The organism is Caulobacter sp. GW822-FHT01G02, assembly GCF_058802865.1.
Window position 1 is genome coordinate 23,586 of the sequence record NZ_JBXAON010000005.1, and the last position, 16,166, is coordinate 39,751.

Consider the following 16,166-nt stretch of genomic DNA (forward strand, 5'->3'; position numbering starts at 1 on the left):
ACCCGCGCGGAAGTTGATTTCACGGAACAGTGGTGGCTTTCGCTGGCCAGCCCTCTTAGAAACGGCCTCCCGAACATCAGGCGAGCCGCTCATGAAACCCGTTCGTAAAGCCGTCCTTCCTGTCGCCGGCTTTGGCACCCGCGTGCTGCCCGGCACGAAAACCACTCCGAAGGAACTGCTGAACGTCGTCGACCGGCCGATCCTGTCCTACATCATCGCCGAAGGCCGCGCGGCCGGCATCGAGCACTTCGTCTTCGTCACCGGCCGCAACAAGGGCGCGATCGAGGACTATTTCGACCACCAGGTGGAGCTGGAAGCCGCCCTGGCCGCCAAGGGCAAGACCGCCCTGCTCGACGAGCTGCTGGCGGAGCTGCCCAAGCCGGGCGAGATGAGCTTCGTGCGCCAGATGGCTCCGCTGGGCCTGGGCCACGCGGTGTGGTGCGCCCGCGACATCATCGGCGACGAGCCCTTCGCCGTCATGCTGCCCGACATGGTCATGCACGCTCAGAAGTCGGCCCTGGCCCAGGCCATCGAGGCCTATGACCAGGTCGGCGGCAACATCGTCGTGGTCGAGCCCTGCCCCGAGGGCCAGGCCCACCAGTACGGCATCGTCGCGCTGGACGGCCAGGACGGTCGCTTGAACCGCATGACCGGCATGGTCGAGAAGCCGCCGAAGGGCACGGAACCTTCGAACCTGTTCATCAGCGGCCGCTATATCCTGCAGCCCGAGATCTTCGACCTGCTGGCCAGCCAGGAGAAGGGCGCCGGCAACGAGATCCAGCTGACCGACTCGATGCTGAAGCTGTTGACCAGCCAGGACTTCCACGCCCTGGAATACGAAGGCGTCACCTACGACTGCGGCGACAAGATCGGCCTGCTGCGGGCCAATGTCGCCCTGGCCCTGGCCAATCCGGAACTGGGCGCCGCCGCCCGCGTCGCCATCGAGGATCTGCTGAAGGCCTAGGCCCACTCGGCCAATACCTTGGGATCGTCCTCGGCGCGCTTCAGCGCCGAGGCGTCTCCGAGCAGTCGCCGGGCGGCCCAGACGGCCGCGCCGCGCACCACGGACGCGGGGTCGGTCAGAAGCGGCTCGACCACCGCCATCAGCCCGACATCGCCGCTGTTGCCGATCGCGTAGAGCACGTTGCGCACGAAACGGTCGCGACCGATCCGCTTGATCGGGTTCTTCGAGAACAGCGCCCGGAACGCGGCGTCATCCAGGACAGCCAGTTCGGCCAGGGTCGGTTGCCGCAGTTCCCGGCGCGCCTGAAGCTTGGCCTCGCTCGACAGCGACGCGAACTTGTTCCACGGGCAGACCGCCAGACAATCGTCGCAACCATAGATCCGGTTGCCGATCGCCGGCCGGAACTCCGCCGGGATCGGACCAGCGAGCTCAATGGTCAGGTACGAAATGCACCGCCGCGCATCCAGCTGGCGCGGCGCGGGAAACGCCTTGGTCGGACAGATATCGAGGCAGGCGCTGCACCGGCCGCAGTGATCGATCTCGGCTTCATCCGGCGGGAGGTCCAGCGTGGTCAGCACGCTGCCCAGGAACAGCCACGAGCCGAACTGCCGCGAGACGAGATTGGTGTGCTTGCCCTGCCAGCCCAGGCCCGCCCTCTGCGCCAGAGGTTTCTCCATCAAGGGGGCGGTGTCGACGAAGACCTTCACGTCGCTTCCGAACCGGCGATGCATCCAGCCGGCCAGCAGCTTCAGGCGCTTCTTGATCACGTCGTGATAGTCGTCGCCCTGGGCGTAGACCGAGATGGCGGCATGGTCGGCGCGCCCCAGCTGCTCCAGCGGATCGAGGTCGGGGCCGTAATTGACACCCAGCACTACCGCCGACTTCGCCTCGGTCCACATGGCCGTGGGGTGCGAGCGTCGCTCCAGCGTCTCTTCCATCCAGCCCATGTCGCCATGGCGCTCGGCCTCGACGAAGGCCTTCAGCCATTCGCCGTTGGGCCAGGCGGCGGCCGCGTCGGCGAAGCCGCAGGTCGAGAAGCCGAGAGTCAGGGCCTCGGCGCGGATCTCGTCCTTGATCGCTTGCGGCGAGAACTCAGAAGTCGAGGTCGTCATAATGCGCGGCCGGCGCGAGGCCGGGCCAGCGGTCGGCCAGGATCGGACGGAAGGCCGGCCTCGACTTCAGCTTCATGTACCAGGTCTTGGCCGTGGAGAAGTCTTTCCAGGGCACGTCGCCGAAATAGTCGATGACGGAGAGGTGCGCGGCGGCGGCGAAGTCGGCAAGACTCATACGGCGACCGGCCAGCCAGTCGCGGGTCTGCAGCAGGCCGTCGATATAGCCCAGGTGCATGCGCAGCGCCTCGCGACCCTGGCGCAGGGCGGCAAGGTCAGGCGCGCCCATGCGAAGGAGGCGCTTCTCCATCTTCTCGTGCAGGAGGAAGCCGTTGACCTCGTTGTCGAACTTGCGGTCGAACCACTGCAGCAGGCGCCGCGCCTCGGCGCGCTCGGCCGGATCGCGGCCCAGCAACGGCGGCTCGGTCTCGGTCTCCTCGATGTGCTCGAGGATCGCGCGGGTCTCGCAGACGACGAGGTTGCGCTGGTGGCGGGTCTCGACCAGCACCGGCGGCATGCCCGACGGGTTCAGCGAGGTGAACTCCGGCGGCATTTCCCAGTAGCGAACCTGGATCTCGAGGAACGGCAGCCGCTTCTCGCCCAGCGCCAGACGCACCTGTCGCGAGGCGGGGTCGAGAGGGAAATGGTGTAGGGTGCGTTCGACGCTCATGCCCAGGTGCGCTCAGGCTGCATCGAAAGAGCGATGCGCCGCTTTGCTTAACAAGAGATTGCCGAACGGGGTTTACCCAAGAAAAGCAGGCCTTTGTGCGGCTCTTTCTCAGATTTAGCTGTTCATCCGAGCAATGAGATTGGTCGTGCTCTGGCCTTGCTTGAGCTCGGCCAGAATAACCTTGCCGCCGTAGCCGAGCACGACATCGGACCCGACCACCGTCTCGACCGTGTAGTCCGCGCCCTTGACCAGTACGTCTGGGCGGAAGGCCTCGATCAGCGCCAGCGGCGTCTCCTCGCCGAACAGCACCACCAGGTCCACCGACGACAGCGAGGCCAGCACCGTGGCGCGCCCCTGCTCCTTCTGCACCGGCCGGCTCGGCCCCTTCAGCTTGGAGACCGAGGCGTCGGTGTTGAGGCCGACGATCAGCCGGTCGCAGGCGGCCTTGGCCTGGCTGAGCAGCGAGACATGACCGGGGTGGAGCAGATCGAAGCAGCCGTTGGTGAAGCCGACCTTCAGGCCGCGCGCGCGCCAGCCCTCGACGATCGCCTTGGCCTGCTCGCGGTCGGCGATCTTGATCTCGCCGGGCTCGCCCTGGATCGAGACCGCCACGGCCGTCAGCTCCGCGGCGGTGACGACGTCGGTGCCCAGCTTGGCGACGACCAGGCCGCCGGCCAGGTTAGCCAGGTGCGCGGCGTCGGCCAGGCTCGCGCCTGCCGCCACGGCGAGGGCCAGGGTCGCGGCCACGGTGTCGCCGGCGCCGGAGACGTCGAACACCTCGACCGCCGTGGCCGGCAGATGAACGTGCGGCTGGCCGCGCACCGACAGGGTCATGCCGGCCCCGCCACGCGTGATCAGGGCCGCCTCCAGGGCCGGCGCCATGGCCAGGATCGCCGCGCCGGCGTCTTCCGAAGCCTCGTCCGAGTTGTCGACGATGCCGGTGGCCTCGGCGGCCTCCTTGCGGTTGGGCTTGATCAGAGTCGCGCCGTCGTAGCGGGCGAAGTCGCGGCTCTTGGGATCGACGATCACCGGCTTGCCGGCCGCGCGGGCGGCGGCGATCGCCCCGCGCACCACCTCGGCGGTCAACACGCCCTTGGCGTAATCGGACAACACCACCACGTCGGCGGCGGAAAGACGAGCCTTGAAGGCGGAGAGCAGCGCCGCGCCGTCACCCGGACCACGATCCTCGCGGTCGACGCGCAGCATCTGATGCGAGCCGGAGATGTAGCGGACCTTCTCGGTCGTGCGCCGCTGGGCGTCGATGACCAGTTCGGCCTCCAGGCCCGGTTCGGCGTCGATCATGCCGCGCAGGGCCGCGCCGGCGTCGTCCTCGCCCACCAGACCGATCAGCACCGCCTTGGCGCCGAGGGCCGCGACGTTGCGGGCGACATTGCCCGCGCCGCCCAGCATGGCGGTTTCCTTCTCGACCGCGATCACCGGCACCGGCGCCTCGGGCGAGATGCGGTCAACCGCGCCGTAGATGAAGCGGTCCAGCATCACGTCGCCGAGGACCAGCACCGTCTTGTCGGCGAAAGCGCGGGGGAGGTGAGAGAGGGCGTCGTCCATACGGTTCCGTACTCTCACCGGCTCGGAGAACTCAACCCTCGACCGTCTCGGCGAAGACGCCGCCGTGCTTCTCGGCCAGCCCCCTGGGGTCGGGGTGAATGATGATGTCGGCCGACGGGAACGCCTCCAGAAGCCGGTTCTCGGCGGCCACGATGATGGTGTGCGCCTCGGCCAGCGAGATGTCGGCGGCCAGGTCGGCGTGCATCTGAATATGGACGTAAGGACCGGAAGCGCGGGTGCGCAACTGGTGAACGCCCAGAACGCGCGGATCGGTGGTGGCCAGGAGCACGATCCGCTCACGTTCGGTCTCGGGCAGTTCCTGGTCCATCAACTGGGCCGAAGCTTCGCGGAAGACACCGATCGCGCCCCAGATCAACCACAGCGCCACCAGCAAGCCGGCGGCGGAATCGATCCAGGCCAGGCCCAGCCATGTCGCCGCGCCGACGCCGACCAAGGCGACGGCGTTCGAGGCGAGATCGGCGGCGTAGTGGGCCCGGTCTCCGGAGATGGCGATCGAGCCGCTGGCCTTCACCACCCGGGTCTGGGCCGTGATCAGGGCCAGGGTCAGGCCGATCGAGACGATCATCACCACCACGCCGGCCAGGCCGTGCTGGACGGGACGCGGATGCAGCAGGGCGCCGATCGCCTCCCGTCCGATCAGGGCGCCGGACGCGAAGACCAGGCCGCCCTGCATCAGGCTGGAAAAGGCTTCCGCCTTGCCGTGGCCGAAGCGGTGCTCGGCGTCCGGCGGCTCGGCCGCGTAGCGCACCGCATAGACCGTGATCAGCGACGCGACCAGATCGAGGGCCGAATCCGACAGCGAGGCCAGGATCGCCACCGAGTCGCTCATCCGCCAGGCGATCGCCTTGACCACGATCAGGATCGCCGCGACCGCGACCGACAAGAGGGCCACGCGACGAGTGGCGGCGCGCGTTTCGGGCGAAGTGGCGGAGAGAGTCATGGCCGCACTTTAGCAAGGCGGTTTCGTCTGCCCAGCGCGAACGACTCGCGAGCGCGCAACGCTCTAAGCGGCGGCGCGCACCTCGGGTCCCACATAGATCGACTGCGGCCGGATCAGGCGACCGCCCGCCTGTTGCTCGCGGGCGTGGGCCAGCCAGCCGGAGACGCGACCCATGGCGAAGACGCAGGTGAAGCTGGACGGCGGCAGGCCCAGCGCCTCCAGCAGCAGCGCCGTATAGAACTCGACATTGGTGTCCAGCGGCCGGTCGGGCTTGTGCTCGCGCAGGATTTCCAGGGCGGCCTGCTCGACGGCCTCGGCGAAGGCCAGGCGACCGGGCAGGCTGTCCGAGGCCGCCGCGAGCTTGCGCACGGCCGTCTTCAGGGCGTCGGCGCGAGGATCCCGGACGCGATAGATGCGATGGCCGAAGCCCATCAGCCGATCGCCGCGCGCCAGAGCCTTCTCCAACCAAGGACGAGCGTTCTCGGGCGTTCCGATCTCGTCCAGCATCTCGATCACCGGTCCCGGCGCGCCGCCGTGCAGCGGGCCTTTCAGGGCCGACAACCCGGCCAGCACGGCCGAGGTCAGGCCGGCGCGGGTCGAGGCCACCACGCGGGCGGCGAAGGTCGAAGCGTTGAGACCGTGGTCGCAGACCGTGACCAGATAGGCGTCCAGAGCGGCCGCCTCGGCGTCGGTGGCGGGCGTCCCGCGCGTCATCCGCAGGATATCGGCGGCGTGCGACAGGGCCGGATCGGGCGCGACCGGGCTCTCGCCCTTCGCGACACGCAGTACAGCGGGGGTGAAGACGGCCGGGGCGGCGATCAGCAGCAGGGCGGTCAGCAGGTCGTCGCCGTCGGGCAGGCGGGCCAGCAGGGCGCGCATGGCCTCGACCGGATCGCGGCGGGCCAGGCCCTCGTCCAGGGCCGCGACCTCAGCGAAGACGCGGACCCGGGCTTCGCCCAGGGCTGGGGCCAGATCGCCCATTCCCACGTCCATTTGGGCGTCCTCGAAGAAGCCGTCGAACAGCAGGTGAGCGGCCTCCTCATAGCGGGTGTGGCCCGACAAATCCTCGACGGCGTAACCTCGGATCACCAGGCGGCCCCTGGCGCCGTCGACATCGGACAGAACGGTGCGGGCGGCGATGACGCCCTCAAGACCATCGGACATGTGCGGTCTCCTTTCGTCGCTGAAAAAGGACGCCCCAGCTTGATCGTCAATCTTGATCAATATAATCAATCTATGTGGCGGATTGGCTCGACGCGGATCAGGTTCTGGAACGGCTGGGGATCCGGCCGCAGACCCTTTATGCCTATGTCAGCCGGGGCCGGATCGAGGCCGCCGCCCATCCGCGCGACCCTCGCCGCAGCCTCTATCGCGCCTCGGACGTCGCCGCCCTGGCCCAGAAGAAGGCCCGCGGCCGCCGCGCCGCCGACGTCGCGGCCGAGGCCATCGCCTGGGGCGAGCCGGTGCTGCCCTCGGCGATCACCACCGTGGCCGGCGGCCGGCTCTGGTATCGCGGCCGCGACGCCGTTCACCTCGCCGAGCAAGGCCAGACTCTCGAGAACGTCGGCCGGCTGCTGCGTGGGGGCCATGGCGCGGCCCTGAAGGCCTCTCGCCGCCCGGAACCGCTCGACGCCGACAGCGCCCGCGCCCGAATGTTCCTGACCCTGGCCGCCCGCGCCGGCCGAGAACCGCCCGCCCGGGGCCGCGCGCCCCTGGCCCTGGCCATGGAAGCCGCCGACCTGCTGGAGGCCGTGGTCGACGCCGCCACCGGCCAGACAGGGGAAGGCCCGGCGCACGCTCGCTTCGCCGCCGCCTGGGGGCTGAACGCCAACGGCGCCGATCTCGTCCGCCGAGCCCTGGTGCTGCTGGCCGATCACGAACTGAACGCCTCGACCTTCGCCGCGCGGGTGGCGGCCTCGACCGGGGCGTCGCTGTCGGCGGCCTGCCTGGCGGGACTCTCGGCGCTGTCGGGACCCCTGCACGGCGGCATGGCCGCCCGGGTCGAGGCCTTCGTCGAGGAGGCCGAGCGGCGGGATGGCGAGCATGCCGTGTCCGCCAGACTCGCGCGCGGCGCCTCGATGCCGGGCTTCGACCATCCGCTGTATCCCGACGGCGATCCACGCGCGGCGGCGCTGCTGGCCGCCTTCGAGCCCCCGCCCCTGCTGGCCGACCTGCGCAAGGCGACCGAGACCGCGACCGGTCTCGCGCCGAATATCGACTTCGCGCTTGTGACCCTGGCCCGGACGCTCAGGCTCCCGCCGGACGCGCCGTTCATCCTGTTCGCGACCGCCCGGAGCGCCGGCTGGGCCGCGCATGCGATCGAGCAGTTGCAGACAGGACGGTTGATCAGGCCAAGGGCGCGCTATGTCGGCGCGGCGCCGGAGGGCTATTCACCCTCCTCTTCGTCGTAGCCGACCAGCCGCAGGGCCCGGGCCGGCAGACCTTCCAGTTCGCACCAGCGCTCCAGCGCTTCCTCGCGGCCGTGGGTGATCCAGACCTCGCCGGGACGCAATTCGCTCAAGGTCGCCGTCAGCTCGTCCCAGTCGGCATGGTCGGAGAGGATCAGCGGCAGCTCGACGCCTCGCTGCCTTGCGCGCGCCCGCACCCGCATCCAGCCCGAGGCGAAGCAGTCGACCGGGTCCGGAAACCGCCGCGACCAGCGGTCGGCCACCGCGCTGGGCGGCGCGACGATGATCTGGCCGGCGAAGGCGTCCTTCGGCCCCGAAGCGGTGGCGGGGGCCAGCGGGCCAAGCTCCATGCCATGCGCCTCGTACAGGGCGTTCAGCCGCTCCAGCGCCCCATGGACGAAAATCGGCTTGTCCCAGCCCCCCTCGCGCAGCAGCCGGATCACCCGCTGCGCCTTGCCCAGGGCGTAGGCCCCGACGATGTGGCAGCGCTCGGGGAACTGCTCGACCGAGGCCAGCAGGCTCCGGATCTCGCCGGCGTCGTCGGGATGGCGGAACACCGGCAGGCCGAAGGTCGCCTCGGTGATGAACACGTCGCACGGCACGGGCTCGAAGCGGGCGCAAGTCGGGTCGCGGCGGCGCTTGTAGTCGCCGGAGACCACCATGGTCAGGCCCTTCCAGCGCACCACCGCCTGGGCCGAACCCAGCACATGGCCGGCGGGCACCAGGGTCACATCGACGCCGTTATGCGTGATCGTCTCGCCATACGGAACGGCCTGGCGCCGGCCCGTGAAATCCTCGCCATAGCGCGTGGCCATGATCGCCAGCGTCTCGGGCGTGGCGGCCACCGTCCCGTGACCGGCGCGGGCGTGGTCGGCGTGGCCATGGGTGATCACGGCCCGGTCCACGGGGCGGACGGGGTCTATGTAAAAGTCTCCCGGCGGACAGTAGAGGCCGTCCGGCCGGGGACAGAGAAGGTCTTCTGGCTTGATCACGTCTGGATATGACAACGCCTATGGCGCTAAGCCTATCCGCATGAGCGATCACGAGCAGACAAAACTCATCGCCACGGCGATGAACGAGGGCAGCCCACAGGCCAAGGCGCTGGGCTTCACCACCCTGGAGATCGGCGACGCGGTCGCCATCCTGAAGGTCCCCTACCGCCCCGAGATCGTCGGCGATCCCGAGACGGGGGTCATCGCCGGCGGGGTGGTCACCACCCTGCTGGACCACGCCAGCGGCCAGGCGGTGCACGCGGCCATGGAGACCTTCACCTCGATCGCCACCCTGGATCTGCGCATCGACTACATGCGCGCGGCCGAACCTGGCCTGGACGTCATGGCCCGAGCCCACTGCTACAAGCTGACCCGCTCGGTCGCCTTCGTCCGCGCCGTGGCCTATGACCGCGATCCCGAGAACCCCGTCGCCACCGCCCAGGCGACCTTCATGCTCGACAGCAGCGCCGGCAAGAAGCCGGGCGCCAACCTCAAGCCGCCGCGCGAGACGCGGGCCAAGACCGGGAGCGCCGGCCAATGAGCGACATCGACACGCGTCTGGTCTCGATGCTGGATTCCATCCCCTATGCCCGCTTCCTGGGGATCAAGGCCGAGCTGGCCGGCGACGAGATGACCGCCATCCTGCCGTTCGCCCAGCACATCGTCGGCAACCCGATGCTGCCCGCCATCCACGGCGGCGTGCTGGGGGCCTTCATGGAGATGACGGCCCTGGCCCAGCTGTCCGTGGCCGCGCCGATGAAGCGCCAGCCGCGCACGATCGACGTCTCGATCGAATATCTTCGCTCGGGCCGGCCGCTGACCACCTATGCCCGCGCCAGCATCAAGAAGCTGGGCCGCCGCATCGCCAACGTCCATGTCGAGGCCTGGCAGGAAACGCGTTCGGCCCCGATCGCGACGATGCGGGGACTCTTCCTCGTCGCGCCCAGCGATGATTAATCGTCAGGGACCGGAACGATGGTCTCAGAGGATAATGTTTCCCAGGAAACTAAATTCCACGACCACATTAATCCTCTGTAATGCCGTTTAGGTGCGACAAAGTTTCTTAAATCGGCGTCATGAAGCATGAGTAACGTGCATTAACGAGGGTCCGCGCCTATATCCCTGATCACCGGACGCCAACGGGCGCCGGACAACAGAAAAACAGGGATCAAGACCATGACCATGAAGACCAACGCCGTCGCCGGTTTCGCCTCGCTCGTTCTCGCGGTTCTGCCGCTCGTCATCATCGCCGGTTCGCTCGCTTCGAGCCTGTAAGTGATCGCCGCTTAACCTCCGTCGGGCCGCCCGCAAGGGCCGCCTCGACGGAGATGGCGACAAACCGAACGACTAAGATACCGAAGAATAAAGAGATTTCGCCGTCCGATGCAGGATGGCGTGGCGGCCCGCCAGACGATCGATATCCGCGTCATAGCCGCCGCCGATGACCCCGACCACGGGGATCTCGAGAGAAAGACAAGCGCCCAGGACATAGGCCTCCCGTCGCCCCAGACCCTCATCGGTCAGCGACAGGCGGCCCAGCTTGTCGTCCGTGTGCGGATCGACTCCCGCATTGAAGAAGACGATGTCCGGCCGGACGCCGCGCAGCAGCGCCGGCAGGATCTCCCCCAGCTTTTCCAGATAGGCCGCGTCGCCCGTCCCGTCGGCCAGTTCGATGTCGAGATCACTGGTGGCCTTGCGATGCGGGAAGTTCTTCTCGGCGTGCATCGACAGCGTGAAGACACTGGGATCGCCCTCGAAGATCCGCGCCGTGCCGTCGCCCTGGTGAACGTCGAGGTCCACGACCAGGGCCTTGCCGATCGCGCCTTCGGCCAGCAGCCGCCGGGCCGCCACCGCCACGTCGTTGAACACGCAAAACCCCGCGCCGCTCTCGGCCGAGGCGTGATGGCTGCCGCCCGCCGTGTTGCAGGCGATCCCCTGCTCCAGCGCCAGGCGCGCCGCCAGAAGCGTGCCGCCGCTCGCCGCCCTCGCCCGTGTGGCGACGCTGTCGGTGTTGGGCATGCCGATCCGCCGGACCACGTCGGCCGGCAGAGACAGCTCGATCACGCCCCGGACATAGTCTTCGGCGTGGGCCAACAGCAGGGTCTCGACATCGATCAACTCCGGCTTCGCGAAGCCGTCCAGGCCCGGAACGCCCTCCGCCTCCAGCACGGTGGCCAGGCGCGAGAACTTGTCCATCGGGAAGCGATGCCCAACCGGCATCTCGGCGCGAAACGCGGGGTGATGGATGACGGGCGGGACGGGACGCATCATCTCACGATGGTGACCGCGACGGCCTGACGCAAGGTGACGTCTTGCAGCGCGGCAAAACGCGGCTTATCGCACTGCGCCATGCAGACGACCGAGAACCTCGCCGATATCCTCGACCTCGAACCGATCGAGGTGAACCTGTTCCGCGGCGTCAGCCCGAACGACGGCTTCCCGCGCATCTTCGGCGGCCTGGTGATCGCCCAGGCCTTGCTGGCCGCCTACAAGACCGTGCCGGACCGGGTCTGTCACTCGCTGCACGCCTATTTCATCCGCCCCGGCGATGTGAACGCCCCGGTGCTCTACGAAGTCGAGCGGGCCCGCGATGGCGGCACCTTCACCACCCGCCGCGTCGCCGCCATCCAGCACGGCGAGCAGATCTTCAACCTGGCCGCCTCGTTCCAGACGCCGGAGGACGGCTTCGAGCACCAGTCGGACATGCCCGACGCGCCCGCTCCCGAGAGCCTGCCGACCGAGGTCGAGTTCCTCAAGAGCCTGGGCGACCAGATCCATCCGAAGATGCTGGCCATGGTCGGCAAGCCGCGTCCCGTCGACATCCGCTGGGTCGACCAGCAGAACCCGGTCGCGCCGGTGAAGAAGTCCGGAACCAAGAACGTCTGGATGCGGGCCAAGGCCCCGCTGGGCGACGACGTGAAGATGCAGCAGGCCGCCCTGGCCTACGCCTCGGACATGGCGTTCATGGAAAGCGCCCTTCGCCCGCACGGCCTGATCTGGACGACGCCGGGCCTGCAGGCCGCCAGCCTGGACCACGCCATGTGGTTCCACCGCCCGTTCGACTTCAACGGCTGGACCCTGTTCGCGCAAGACAGCCCCAACGCTTCGCAGGGGCGCGGCCTGGTGCGCGGCCAGATGTTCAGCCAGGACGGCAAGCTCCTGGCCTCGGTGGCCCAGGAATGTCTGATGCGGGTGCGGAAGTAGGCCTTCAGGCCTGAACCGCCTCGATCCTGGCCACGCCGGCGGCGGCGAGCCCGCGCAACAGCGAGGCCGCCTGCATGCCCACCGTCATCTCGCCGGCCAGCGCCATGCGCAGGGCCTCGGCGGCCGGGACCCAGAGGCTTTCGAGCCGTTCGTGGGGGTCGTCCTTCGGCTCGGCGACCTTCGCCACGTCGCGCGCCAGGATGATGTGGATGCGGTTGGTGTGCGTCCCGGCGTTGGGCCGGGTCTCGCCCAGCAGGGTCAAGGTTCCCGCGCAGCCGGCTTCCTCGAGCAGTTCGCGGCGGGCGGCCTCGACCGGATCGGTCTCGTCGGCGTCCATGCCCCCGGCCGGAAGCTCGGTGGAAATGTCGCCCAAAGCGTGACGATACTGGCGCACCAGCAGGACGTTGTTCTCGGCGTCCAGGGCCACCAGTTCGACCCAGTCGCGATATTCCAGCACGTAGTAGGGCGCGACCACCGCGCCCTCATCGGTCACGCAGTCGTCGGCGCGCAGACTGATCCAGCGGTCCTTGTGAACGACGCGCGAGGCGGTGACCCGCCATTTTCCGTCCGACATCACTGGCTCCTCGCCGAAAGTCAGTCTCGGTCGCCCAGCTCTTCGTCTTCGGCGGAGCCTTCCGGCTCGCCGACCAGGGCGGGCGGATCGGCCAGGATCAGACCTTCGGGGATCTTGACCTCGGGCACGGCCGCCCGCGTGAACGGCAGGTACCAGGTCGGACCGCCCAGGTCCGGGGCGATCTCGAGAATGTCACCGGCGCCGAAATTCTGGACGCTCTTCACGCGGCCCAGCAGGACGTCGGTCTGAATGTGGCGGACGGTCAAACCCACGAGGTCCGTGAGATAGAACTCGTCCTCGTCGGGCTGCGGCAGGGCCGAGCGGGGGACATAGAGACGAAGGCCGCGCAGGGCGTCGGCGGCTTCCTTGGTCTCGATCCCCAAACAGCGGCAGACGACGCCGTCCTTGGTCTTGCGGGCCGAGGCGATGGTCAGGGCGGGTGTGCCGTCCTGGCGCTTCAAGCTCTTGAAGGCCGCGATGCTCATCGGGTCTTCGGTATAGGTCGAAATCCGCACCTCGCCGCGCACGCCGAAGCCGCCGGCCACGCGGCCGACCAGGATCAGCGGATCTTCGGGAGAGGCGGTCATCACGCGGACAGAGTCGCGCCGTCGCCTCGAAAGAGACGACGGCGCTGGAACCCTTAGCCTTCCGAAGCTTCTTCGGCCGGAGCTTCAGCGGCCGGGGCCTCTTCGGCAGCGGCTTCAGCGGCCGGAGCTTCTTCCACGGCCGGAGCGGCGGCGGCTTCAGCGGCAGCGGCGGCAGCGGCTTCAGCGGCGGCGGCCTTCTCGGCTTCGGCGGCGGCCTTGGCGTCGATTTCGGCTTGCTTGCGGTCTTCTTCGCGCTGAGCGCGCTCGGCCGAACGCTCTTGAGCCTTCTTGCCCGGGGCGCCCTTTTGCGGGTTGTTGCCGTGGGCCCAGGTGGTCAGGCCTTGGGCGGCCAGGAAGCGGGCGACGCGGTCGGTCGGCTGGGCGCCCTTCTTGAGCCATTCCTGGATCGACTCGACCTTCAGGGTGACGCGGTTGGCGTCGTCCTTCTTGAGGAGCGGGTTGTAGGTGCCGACCTTCTCGATGAAACGGCCATCGCGCGGCGAGTGGCTGTCGGCGACGACGATCGAGTAGTACGGACGCTTCTTGGCGCCGCCACGGGCGAGACGGATCTTCAGCATTTGAGGTAGTCCTTGGTCTAAAGTTCTATTTCTTGAACGGGTTGAAGCCGGGCAGGCCCAGGCCGGAGAGAGGGTTGGGCTTGGCGTCGCCGCCGCCCCCGAGGCCCGGCAGACCGGGCAGCCCCGAGGGGCCTTGGCCCCCCGCTGCGTTGGGATCGGGCTGGGGCATCCTGCCGCCGCCCAAATTCTTGAGACGGGCCATGTCGCCGCCGCCCATCATCTGGGCCATGCGGGCCATGCCCTTGCCGCCGTCCTTGGACATGGCCTTGAACATGTCGGCCATCTGGCGGTGCTGCTTGAGGAGACGGTTGACCTCGGCGACGTCGACGCCCGAACCGGCGGCGATGCGACGCTTGCGCGAGGCGGCCAGGATGTCGGGCTTCTTGCGCTCTTCCTTGGTCATCGAGCTGATGATCGCCTGCTGGCGACGGAAGATGCTGTCGTCGATGCCGCTCTCGGCGATCTGCTTCTTGACCTTCTGGACGCCGGGCAGCAGGCCCATGATGCCTTCCATGCCGCCCAGTTTCTGCATCTGGGAGAGCTGGGCCGACAGGTCGTCCAGGTCGAACTTGCCCTTGGCCAGCTTCTTGGCCATGCGCTCGGCTTCGGCATGGTCGAGGTCGGCCGCGGCCTTCTCGACCAGCGCCACGACGTCGCCTTGGCCCAGGATGCGGCCGGCGACGCGGCGGGCGTCGAACACGTCCAGCTGGTCGATCTTCTCGCCGGCGCCGAGGAACTTGATCGGCAGGCCGGTGACGTGGCGCATCGACAGGGCCGCGCCGCCACGGCCGTCGCCGTCGGCGCGGGTCAGGATCAGGCCTGTCAGCGGCAGGCGCTCGTGGAACGCCTTGGCCGTGCGCACGGCATCCTGGCCGGTCAGGCTGTCGGCGACCAGGATGGTCTCGGACGGCTGGGCGATGCGGGCGATGTCCGCCGCCTCGCTCATCATCGCCTCGTCCAGCGTGGTGCGGCCGGCCGTGTCGAGGATCAGGACGTCGTAGCCGCCCAGCTTGGCGGCGCTCATCGCGCGCTTGGCGATGTCCTGGGCGCTCTGGCCGGGGACGATCGGCAGGCTCTCGACCTCGACCTGCTTGGCCAGGGTCGCCAGCTGTTCCATGGCGGCCGGGCGACGCGTGTCGAGCGAGGCGACCAGCACCTTCTTGCGCTCGGTCTTGGACAGGCGCAGGGCCAGCTTGCCGGTGGTGGTGGTCTTGCCCGAGCCCTGCAGGCCAGCCATCAGGATCACCGACGGGGGATTCAGCGCCAGGTTCAGGCCGGTCGGCTGCTCGCCGCCCAGCATGTCGACCAGGCCGTCATAGACGATCTTGACCACCTGGTCGGCCGGCTTGACCGAACGAATGACCGCTTCGCCTGAAGCCAGCTCCTTGGCCTTGCTGATGAAGTCCTTGACGACCGGCAGGGCGACGTCGGCCTCGAGCAGGGCGACGCGAACCTCGCGCAGCGCCTCGTCGATGTCCTTCTCGGACAGCACGCCGCGACCGCCAAGACGTTCGAAGACGTCGGAAAGTCGCTCTGTAAGGCCGTCGAACATGTCGAACCCTGGTTAAATCCCCGCGCATGACGGACGTCATGCTCGACCCCTTAAGGCTCCGCCTGCTCGCGAGCAGGCGGTGGCCAAACGCAATCAGCCCCCATGGACGATCACGTCGATGGGGGTCCTCGCCGTCCTCGTCCGGATGGATCCTGCGCTAACAGGCCGGGGTCGTGACGGTGGAGGCGCTGCTGATAAAGCGCCGGAAGCCGGGGCTTATGTCTCAAAAAGCTGAAAGAGTCAAAAGCACCTCTTCAATCCGTCTTCCCGGCGAAGGCCGGGACCCAGATGGAAGAGCGCCGGGGCGGGCGCTATGAACGCCGCGCCGATCCAATCATCCCCGGCGCTTCGAGATCTAGGCCCCGGCTTTCGCCGGGGAAACGGTTGGGTATTGGGGTGGACTTACGCCGTGCCCAGGAAGTCGCGCTTGCCGACCTCGACGCCGTTGTGGCGCAGGATCGCGTAGGCGATGGTGATGTGGAAGAAGAAGTTCGGCATGGCCTGGGTCTGGAAATAGACCAGGCCCTTGACCACGCTGGTCTCGCCGCGGCGGGTCAGGGTGATGTCGCGATCCTCCGCGCCGGCGAAGGCGGCCGGATCCAGGCCCTCGACATAGGCGATGGCCCGGTCGATGCGGGCGATCAGTTCGGCGAAGCTGGTCTCGACATCATCCCAGGCCGGAACCTCGGCCCCGGCCAGGCGCGCGCAGCAGCCCTTGGCGAAGTCGGTGGCGATCTGCGCCTGGCGGATCAGCGGGAACATGTCGGGATAGAGCCGCGCCTTCAGCAGGGCGTCCGGATCCCATCCCTTGGCCTCGACCACGGCGGCGGCCTTGGTCAGCACGCCCTTCAGACCCTTCAGGCCCTGGGTGAACACGGGCACGCTGGCCTGATGGATAGAGATCGCCATGGGAAGCTCCACGAAAGGGGAAGCGCCTAGATAGGCGCGCCCCGTGACGATCGGAAGCGGAACGGTTGGACCAAGCTGAGGGTTTTACAGCC

Annotated in this window: 18 protein-coding genes; 6 read left to right on the top strand and 12 right to left on the bottom strand. The window is 68.5% G+C overall.

Annotated features, from left to right (window positions below; genetic code table 11):
* Positions 1-91 precede the first annotated feature (91 nt).
* Positions 92-964: a UTP--glucose-1-phosphate uridylyltransferase gene (locus AC1RNC_RS15405; RefSeq protein WP_492887250.1), complete on the top strand. Its 873-nt coding sequence runs from the start codon at positions 92-94 to the stop codon at positions 962-964.
* Here the strand turns inward: AC1RNC_RS15405 and queG are convergent.
* The 5 genes from queG to AC1RNC_RS15430 all read right to left on the bottom strand — a co-directional run bounded on the left by queG (position 961) and on the right by AC1RNC_RS15430 (position 6,434).
* Positions 961-2,076: a tRNA epoxyqueuosine(34) reductase QueG gene (gene queG / locus AC1RNC_RS15410; protein ID WP_492887251.1), complete on the bottom strand. Its 1,116-nt coding sequence runs from the start codon at positions 2,074-2,076 to the stop codon at positions 961-963. The two genes, AC1RNC_RS15405 and queG, sit on opposite strands and share 4 nt — an antisense overlap.
* Positions 2,057-2,743 carry an FtsZ-binding protein FzlA gene (fzlA, locus tag AC1RNC_RS15415; protein ID WP_492839086.1) on the bottom strand — a complete coding sequence of 229 codons (687 nt, stop codon included), beginning with the start codon at positions 2,741-2,743 and terminating at the stop codon, positions 2,057-2,059. The genes queG and fzlA overlap by 20 nt, the downstream gene beginning before the upstream one ends.
* Positions 2,744-2,857: 114 nt before the next feature.
* On the bottom strand, positions 2,858-4,309 hold the full coding sequence (rfaE1, locus tag AC1RNC_RS15420) for a D-glycero-beta-D-manno-heptose-7-phosphate kinase (protein WP_492887252.1): 1,452 nt from the start codon (positions 4,307-4,309) through the stop codon (positions 2,858-2,860).
* A gap of 31 nt (positions 4,310-4,340) precedes the next feature.
* Positions 4,341-5,270 carry a cation diffusion facilitator family transporter gene (locus AC1RNC_RS15425; RefSeq protein ID WP_492839082.1) on the bottom strand — a complete coding sequence of 310 codons (930 nt, stop codon included), beginning with the start codon at positions 5,268-5,270 and terminating at the stop codon, positions 4,341-4,343.
* A 63-nt stretch (positions 5,271-5,333) separates the two neighbouring features.
* Entirely contained in the window at positions 5,334-6,434 is a 1,101-nt protein-coding gene (locus AC1RNC_RS15430) for a citrate synthase/methylcitrate synthase (protein ID WP_492887253.1), read from the bottom strand.
* A 74-nt stretch (positions 6,435-6,508) separates the two neighbouring features.
* Between AC1RNC_RS15430 and AC1RNC_RS15435 the strand changes: the two genes are divergently transcribed.
* Positions 6,509-7,681 (top strand): citrate/2-methylcitrate synthase, encoded by a 1,173-nt coding sequence (locus AC1RNC_RS15435; protein ID WP_492887254.1) that lies wholly within the window; start codon positions 6,509-6,511, stop codon positions 7,679-7,681.
* Here AC1RNC_RS15435 and AC1RNC_RS15440 read toward each other — a convergent pair.
* Positions 7,657-8,685 (bottom strand): ligase-associated DNA damage response exonuclease, encoded by a 1,029-nt coding sequence (locus AC1RNC_RS15440; protein ID WP_492887255.1) that lies wholly within the window; start codon positions 8,683-8,685, stop codon positions 7,657-7,659. The two genes, AC1RNC_RS15435 and AC1RNC_RS15440, sit on opposite strands and share 25 nt — an antisense overlap.
* A 25-nt stretch (positions 8,686-8,710) precedes the next feature.
* Between AC1RNC_RS15440 and AC1RNC_RS15445 the strand changes: the two genes are divergently transcribed.
* The 3 genes from AC1RNC_RS15445 to AC1RNC_RS15455 all read left to right on the top strand — a co-directional run bounded on the left by AC1RNC_RS15445 (position 8,711) and on the right by AC1RNC_RS15455 (position 9,945).
* The gene (locus AC1RNC_RS15445; protein ID WP_492887256.1) at positions 8,711-9,211 is read left to right on the top strand and encodes a PaaI family thioesterase; all 501 of its coding nucleotides are present in this window, start codon (positions 8,711-8,713) and stop codon (positions 9,209-9,211) included.
* A complete protein-coding gene (locus tag AC1RNC_RS15450) occupies positions 9,208-9,627 on the top strand; it encodes a PaaI family thioesterase (RefSeq protein WP_099575234.1) in 420 nt (139 codons plus the stop codon). Before AC1RNC_RS15445 ends, AC1RNC_RS15450 begins: the two co-directional genes overlap by 4 nt.
* 219 nt (positions 9,628-9,846) lie before the next feature.
* Positions 9,847-9,945 carry a hypothetical protein gene (locus tag AC1RNC_RS15455; protein WP_125159021.1) on the top strand — a complete coding sequence of 33 codons (99 nt, stop codon included), beginning with the start codon at positions 9,847-9,849 and terminating at the stop codon, positions 9,943-9,945.
* 72 nt (positions 9,946-10,017) lie between these two features.
* On the opposite strand, the gene AC1RNC_RS15460 is transcribed toward AC1RNC_RS15455, so the two are convergent.
* Complete coding sequence (locus AC1RNC_RS15460; RefSeq protein WP_492887257.1) at positions 10,018-10,938, bottom strand: histone deacetylase family protein; 921 nt, start codon at positions 10,936-10,938, stop codon at positions 10,018-10,020.
* A gap of 81 nt (positions 10,939-11,019) precedes the next feature.
* Between AC1RNC_RS15460 and AC1RNC_RS15465 the strand changes: the two genes are divergently transcribed.
* Complete coding sequence (locus tag AC1RNC_RS15465; RefSeq protein ID WP_492887258.1) at positions 11,020-11,874, top strand: acyl-CoA thioesterase; 855 nt, start codon at positions 11,020-11,022, stop codon at positions 11,872-11,874.
* Between the two features lie 4 nt (positions 11,875-11,878).
* Here the strand turns inward: AC1RNC_RS15465 and AC1RNC_RS15470 are convergent, their stop codons facing one another.
* The 5 genes from AC1RNC_RS15470 to AC1RNC_RS15490 all read right to left on the bottom strand — a co-directional run bounded on the left by AC1RNC_RS15470 (position 11,879) and on the right by AC1RNC_RS15490 (position 16,074).
* On the bottom strand, positions 11,879-12,448 hold the full coding sequence (locus AC1RNC_RS15470; RefSeq protein ID WP_492887259.1) for an NUDIX hydrolase: 570 nt from the start codon (positions 12,446-12,448) through the stop codon (positions 11,879-11,881).
* Positions 12,449-12,468: 20 nt separating this feature from the next.
* Positions 12,469-13,035 (bottom strand): ribosome maturation factor RimM, encoded by a 567-nt coding sequence (gene rimM, locus AC1RNC_RS15475; protein ID WP_492887260.1) that lies wholly within the window; start codon positions 13,033-13,035, stop codon positions 12,469-12,471.
* Between the two features lie 53 nt (positions 13,036-13,088).
* Entirely contained in the window at positions 13,089-13,613 is a 525-nt protein-coding gene (gene rpsP / locus AC1RNC_RS15480) for a 30S ribosomal protein S16 (protein ID WP_492887261.1), read from the bottom strand.
* A gap of 25 nt (positions 13,614-13,638) precedes the next feature.
* Positions 13,639-15,165: a signal recognition particle protein gene (ffh, locus tag AC1RNC_RS15485; RefSeq protein WP_492887262.1), complete on the bottom strand. Its 1,527-nt coding sequence runs from the start codon at positions 15,163-15,165 to the stop codon at positions 13,639-13,641.
* A 402-nt stretch (positions 15,166-15,567) separates the two neighbouring features.
* A complete protein-coding gene (locus AC1RNC_RS15490) occupies positions 15,568-16,074 on the bottom strand; it encodes a DUF1993 domain-containing protein (RefSeq protein ID WP_492887263.1) in 507 nt (168 codons plus the stop codon).
* Positions 16,075-16,166: the final 92 nt, after the last annotated feature.

What these genes read in the sequence shown, in the direction of transcription:
- AC1RNC_RS15405 (WP_492887250.1), top strand. Translation starts at nt 92, where the DNA reads ATGAAACCCGTTCGTAAAGCCGTCCTTCCTGTCGCCGGCTTTGGCACC.
- queG (WP_492887251.1), bottom strand. Translation starts at nt 2,076, where the DNA reads ATGACGACCTCGACTTCTGAGTTCTCGCCGCAAGCGATCAAGGACGAG.
- fzlA (WP_492839086.1), bottom strand. Translation starts at nt 2,743, where the DNA reads ATGAGCGTCGAACGCACCCTACACCATTTCCCTCTCGACCCCGCCTCG.
- rfaE1 (WP_492887252.1), bottom strand. Translation starts at nt 4,309, where the DNA reads ATGGACGACGCCCTCTCTCACCTCCCCCGCGCTTTCGCCGACAAGACG.
- AC1RNC_RS15425 (WP_492839082.1), bottom strand. Translation starts at nt 5,270, where the DNA reads ATGACTCTCTCCGCCACTTCGCCCGAAACGCGCGCCGCCACTCGTCGC.
- AC1RNC_RS15430 (WP_492887253.1), bottom strand. Translation starts at nt 6,434, where the DNA reads ATGTCCGATGGTCTTGAGGGCGTCATCGCCGCCCGCACCGTTCTGTCC.
- AC1RNC_RS15445 (WP_492887256.1), top strand. Translation starts at nt 8,711, where the DNA reads ATGAGCGATCACGAGCAGACAAAACTCATCGCCACGGCGATGAACGAG.
- AC1RNC_RS15450 (WP_099575234.1), top strand. Translation starts at nt 9,208, where the DNA reads ATGAGCGACATCGACACGCGTCTGGTCTCGATGCTGGATTCCATCCCC.
- AC1RNC_RS15455 (WP_125159021.1), top strand. Translation starts at nt 9,847, where the DNA reads ATGACCATGAAGACCAACGCCGTCGCCGGTTTCGCCTCGCTCGTTCTC.
- AC1RNC_RS15460 (WP_492887257.1), bottom strand. Translation starts at nt 10,938, where the DNA reads ATGCGTCCCGTCCCGCCCGTCATCCATCACCCCGCGTTTCGCGCCGAG.
- AC1RNC_RS15465 (WP_492887258.1), top strand. Translation starts at nt 11,020, where the DNA reads ATGCAGACGACCGAGAACCTCGCCGATATCCTCGACCTCGAACCGATC.
- AC1RNC_RS15470 (WP_492887259.1), bottom strand. Translation starts at nt 12,448, where the DNA reads ATGTCGGACGGAAAATGGCGGGTCACCGCCTCGCGCGTCGTTCACAAG.
- rimM (WP_492887260.1), bottom strand. Translation starts at nt 13,035, where the DNA reads ATGACCGCCTCTCCCGAAGATCCGCTGATCCTGGTCGGCCGCGTGGCC.
- rpsP (WP_492887261.1), bottom strand. Translation starts at nt 13,613, where the DNA reads ATGCTGAAGATCCGTCTCGCCCGTGGCGGCGCCAAGAAGCGTCCGTAC.
- ffh (WP_492887262.1), bottom strand. Translation starts at nt 15,165, where the DNA reads ATGTTCGACGGCCTTACAGAGCGACTTTCCGACGTCTTCGAACGTCTT.
- AC1RNC_RS15490 (WP_492887263.1), bottom strand. Translation starts at nt 16,074, where the DNA reads ATGGCGATCTCTATCCATCAGGCCAGCGTGCCCGTGTTCACCCAGGGC.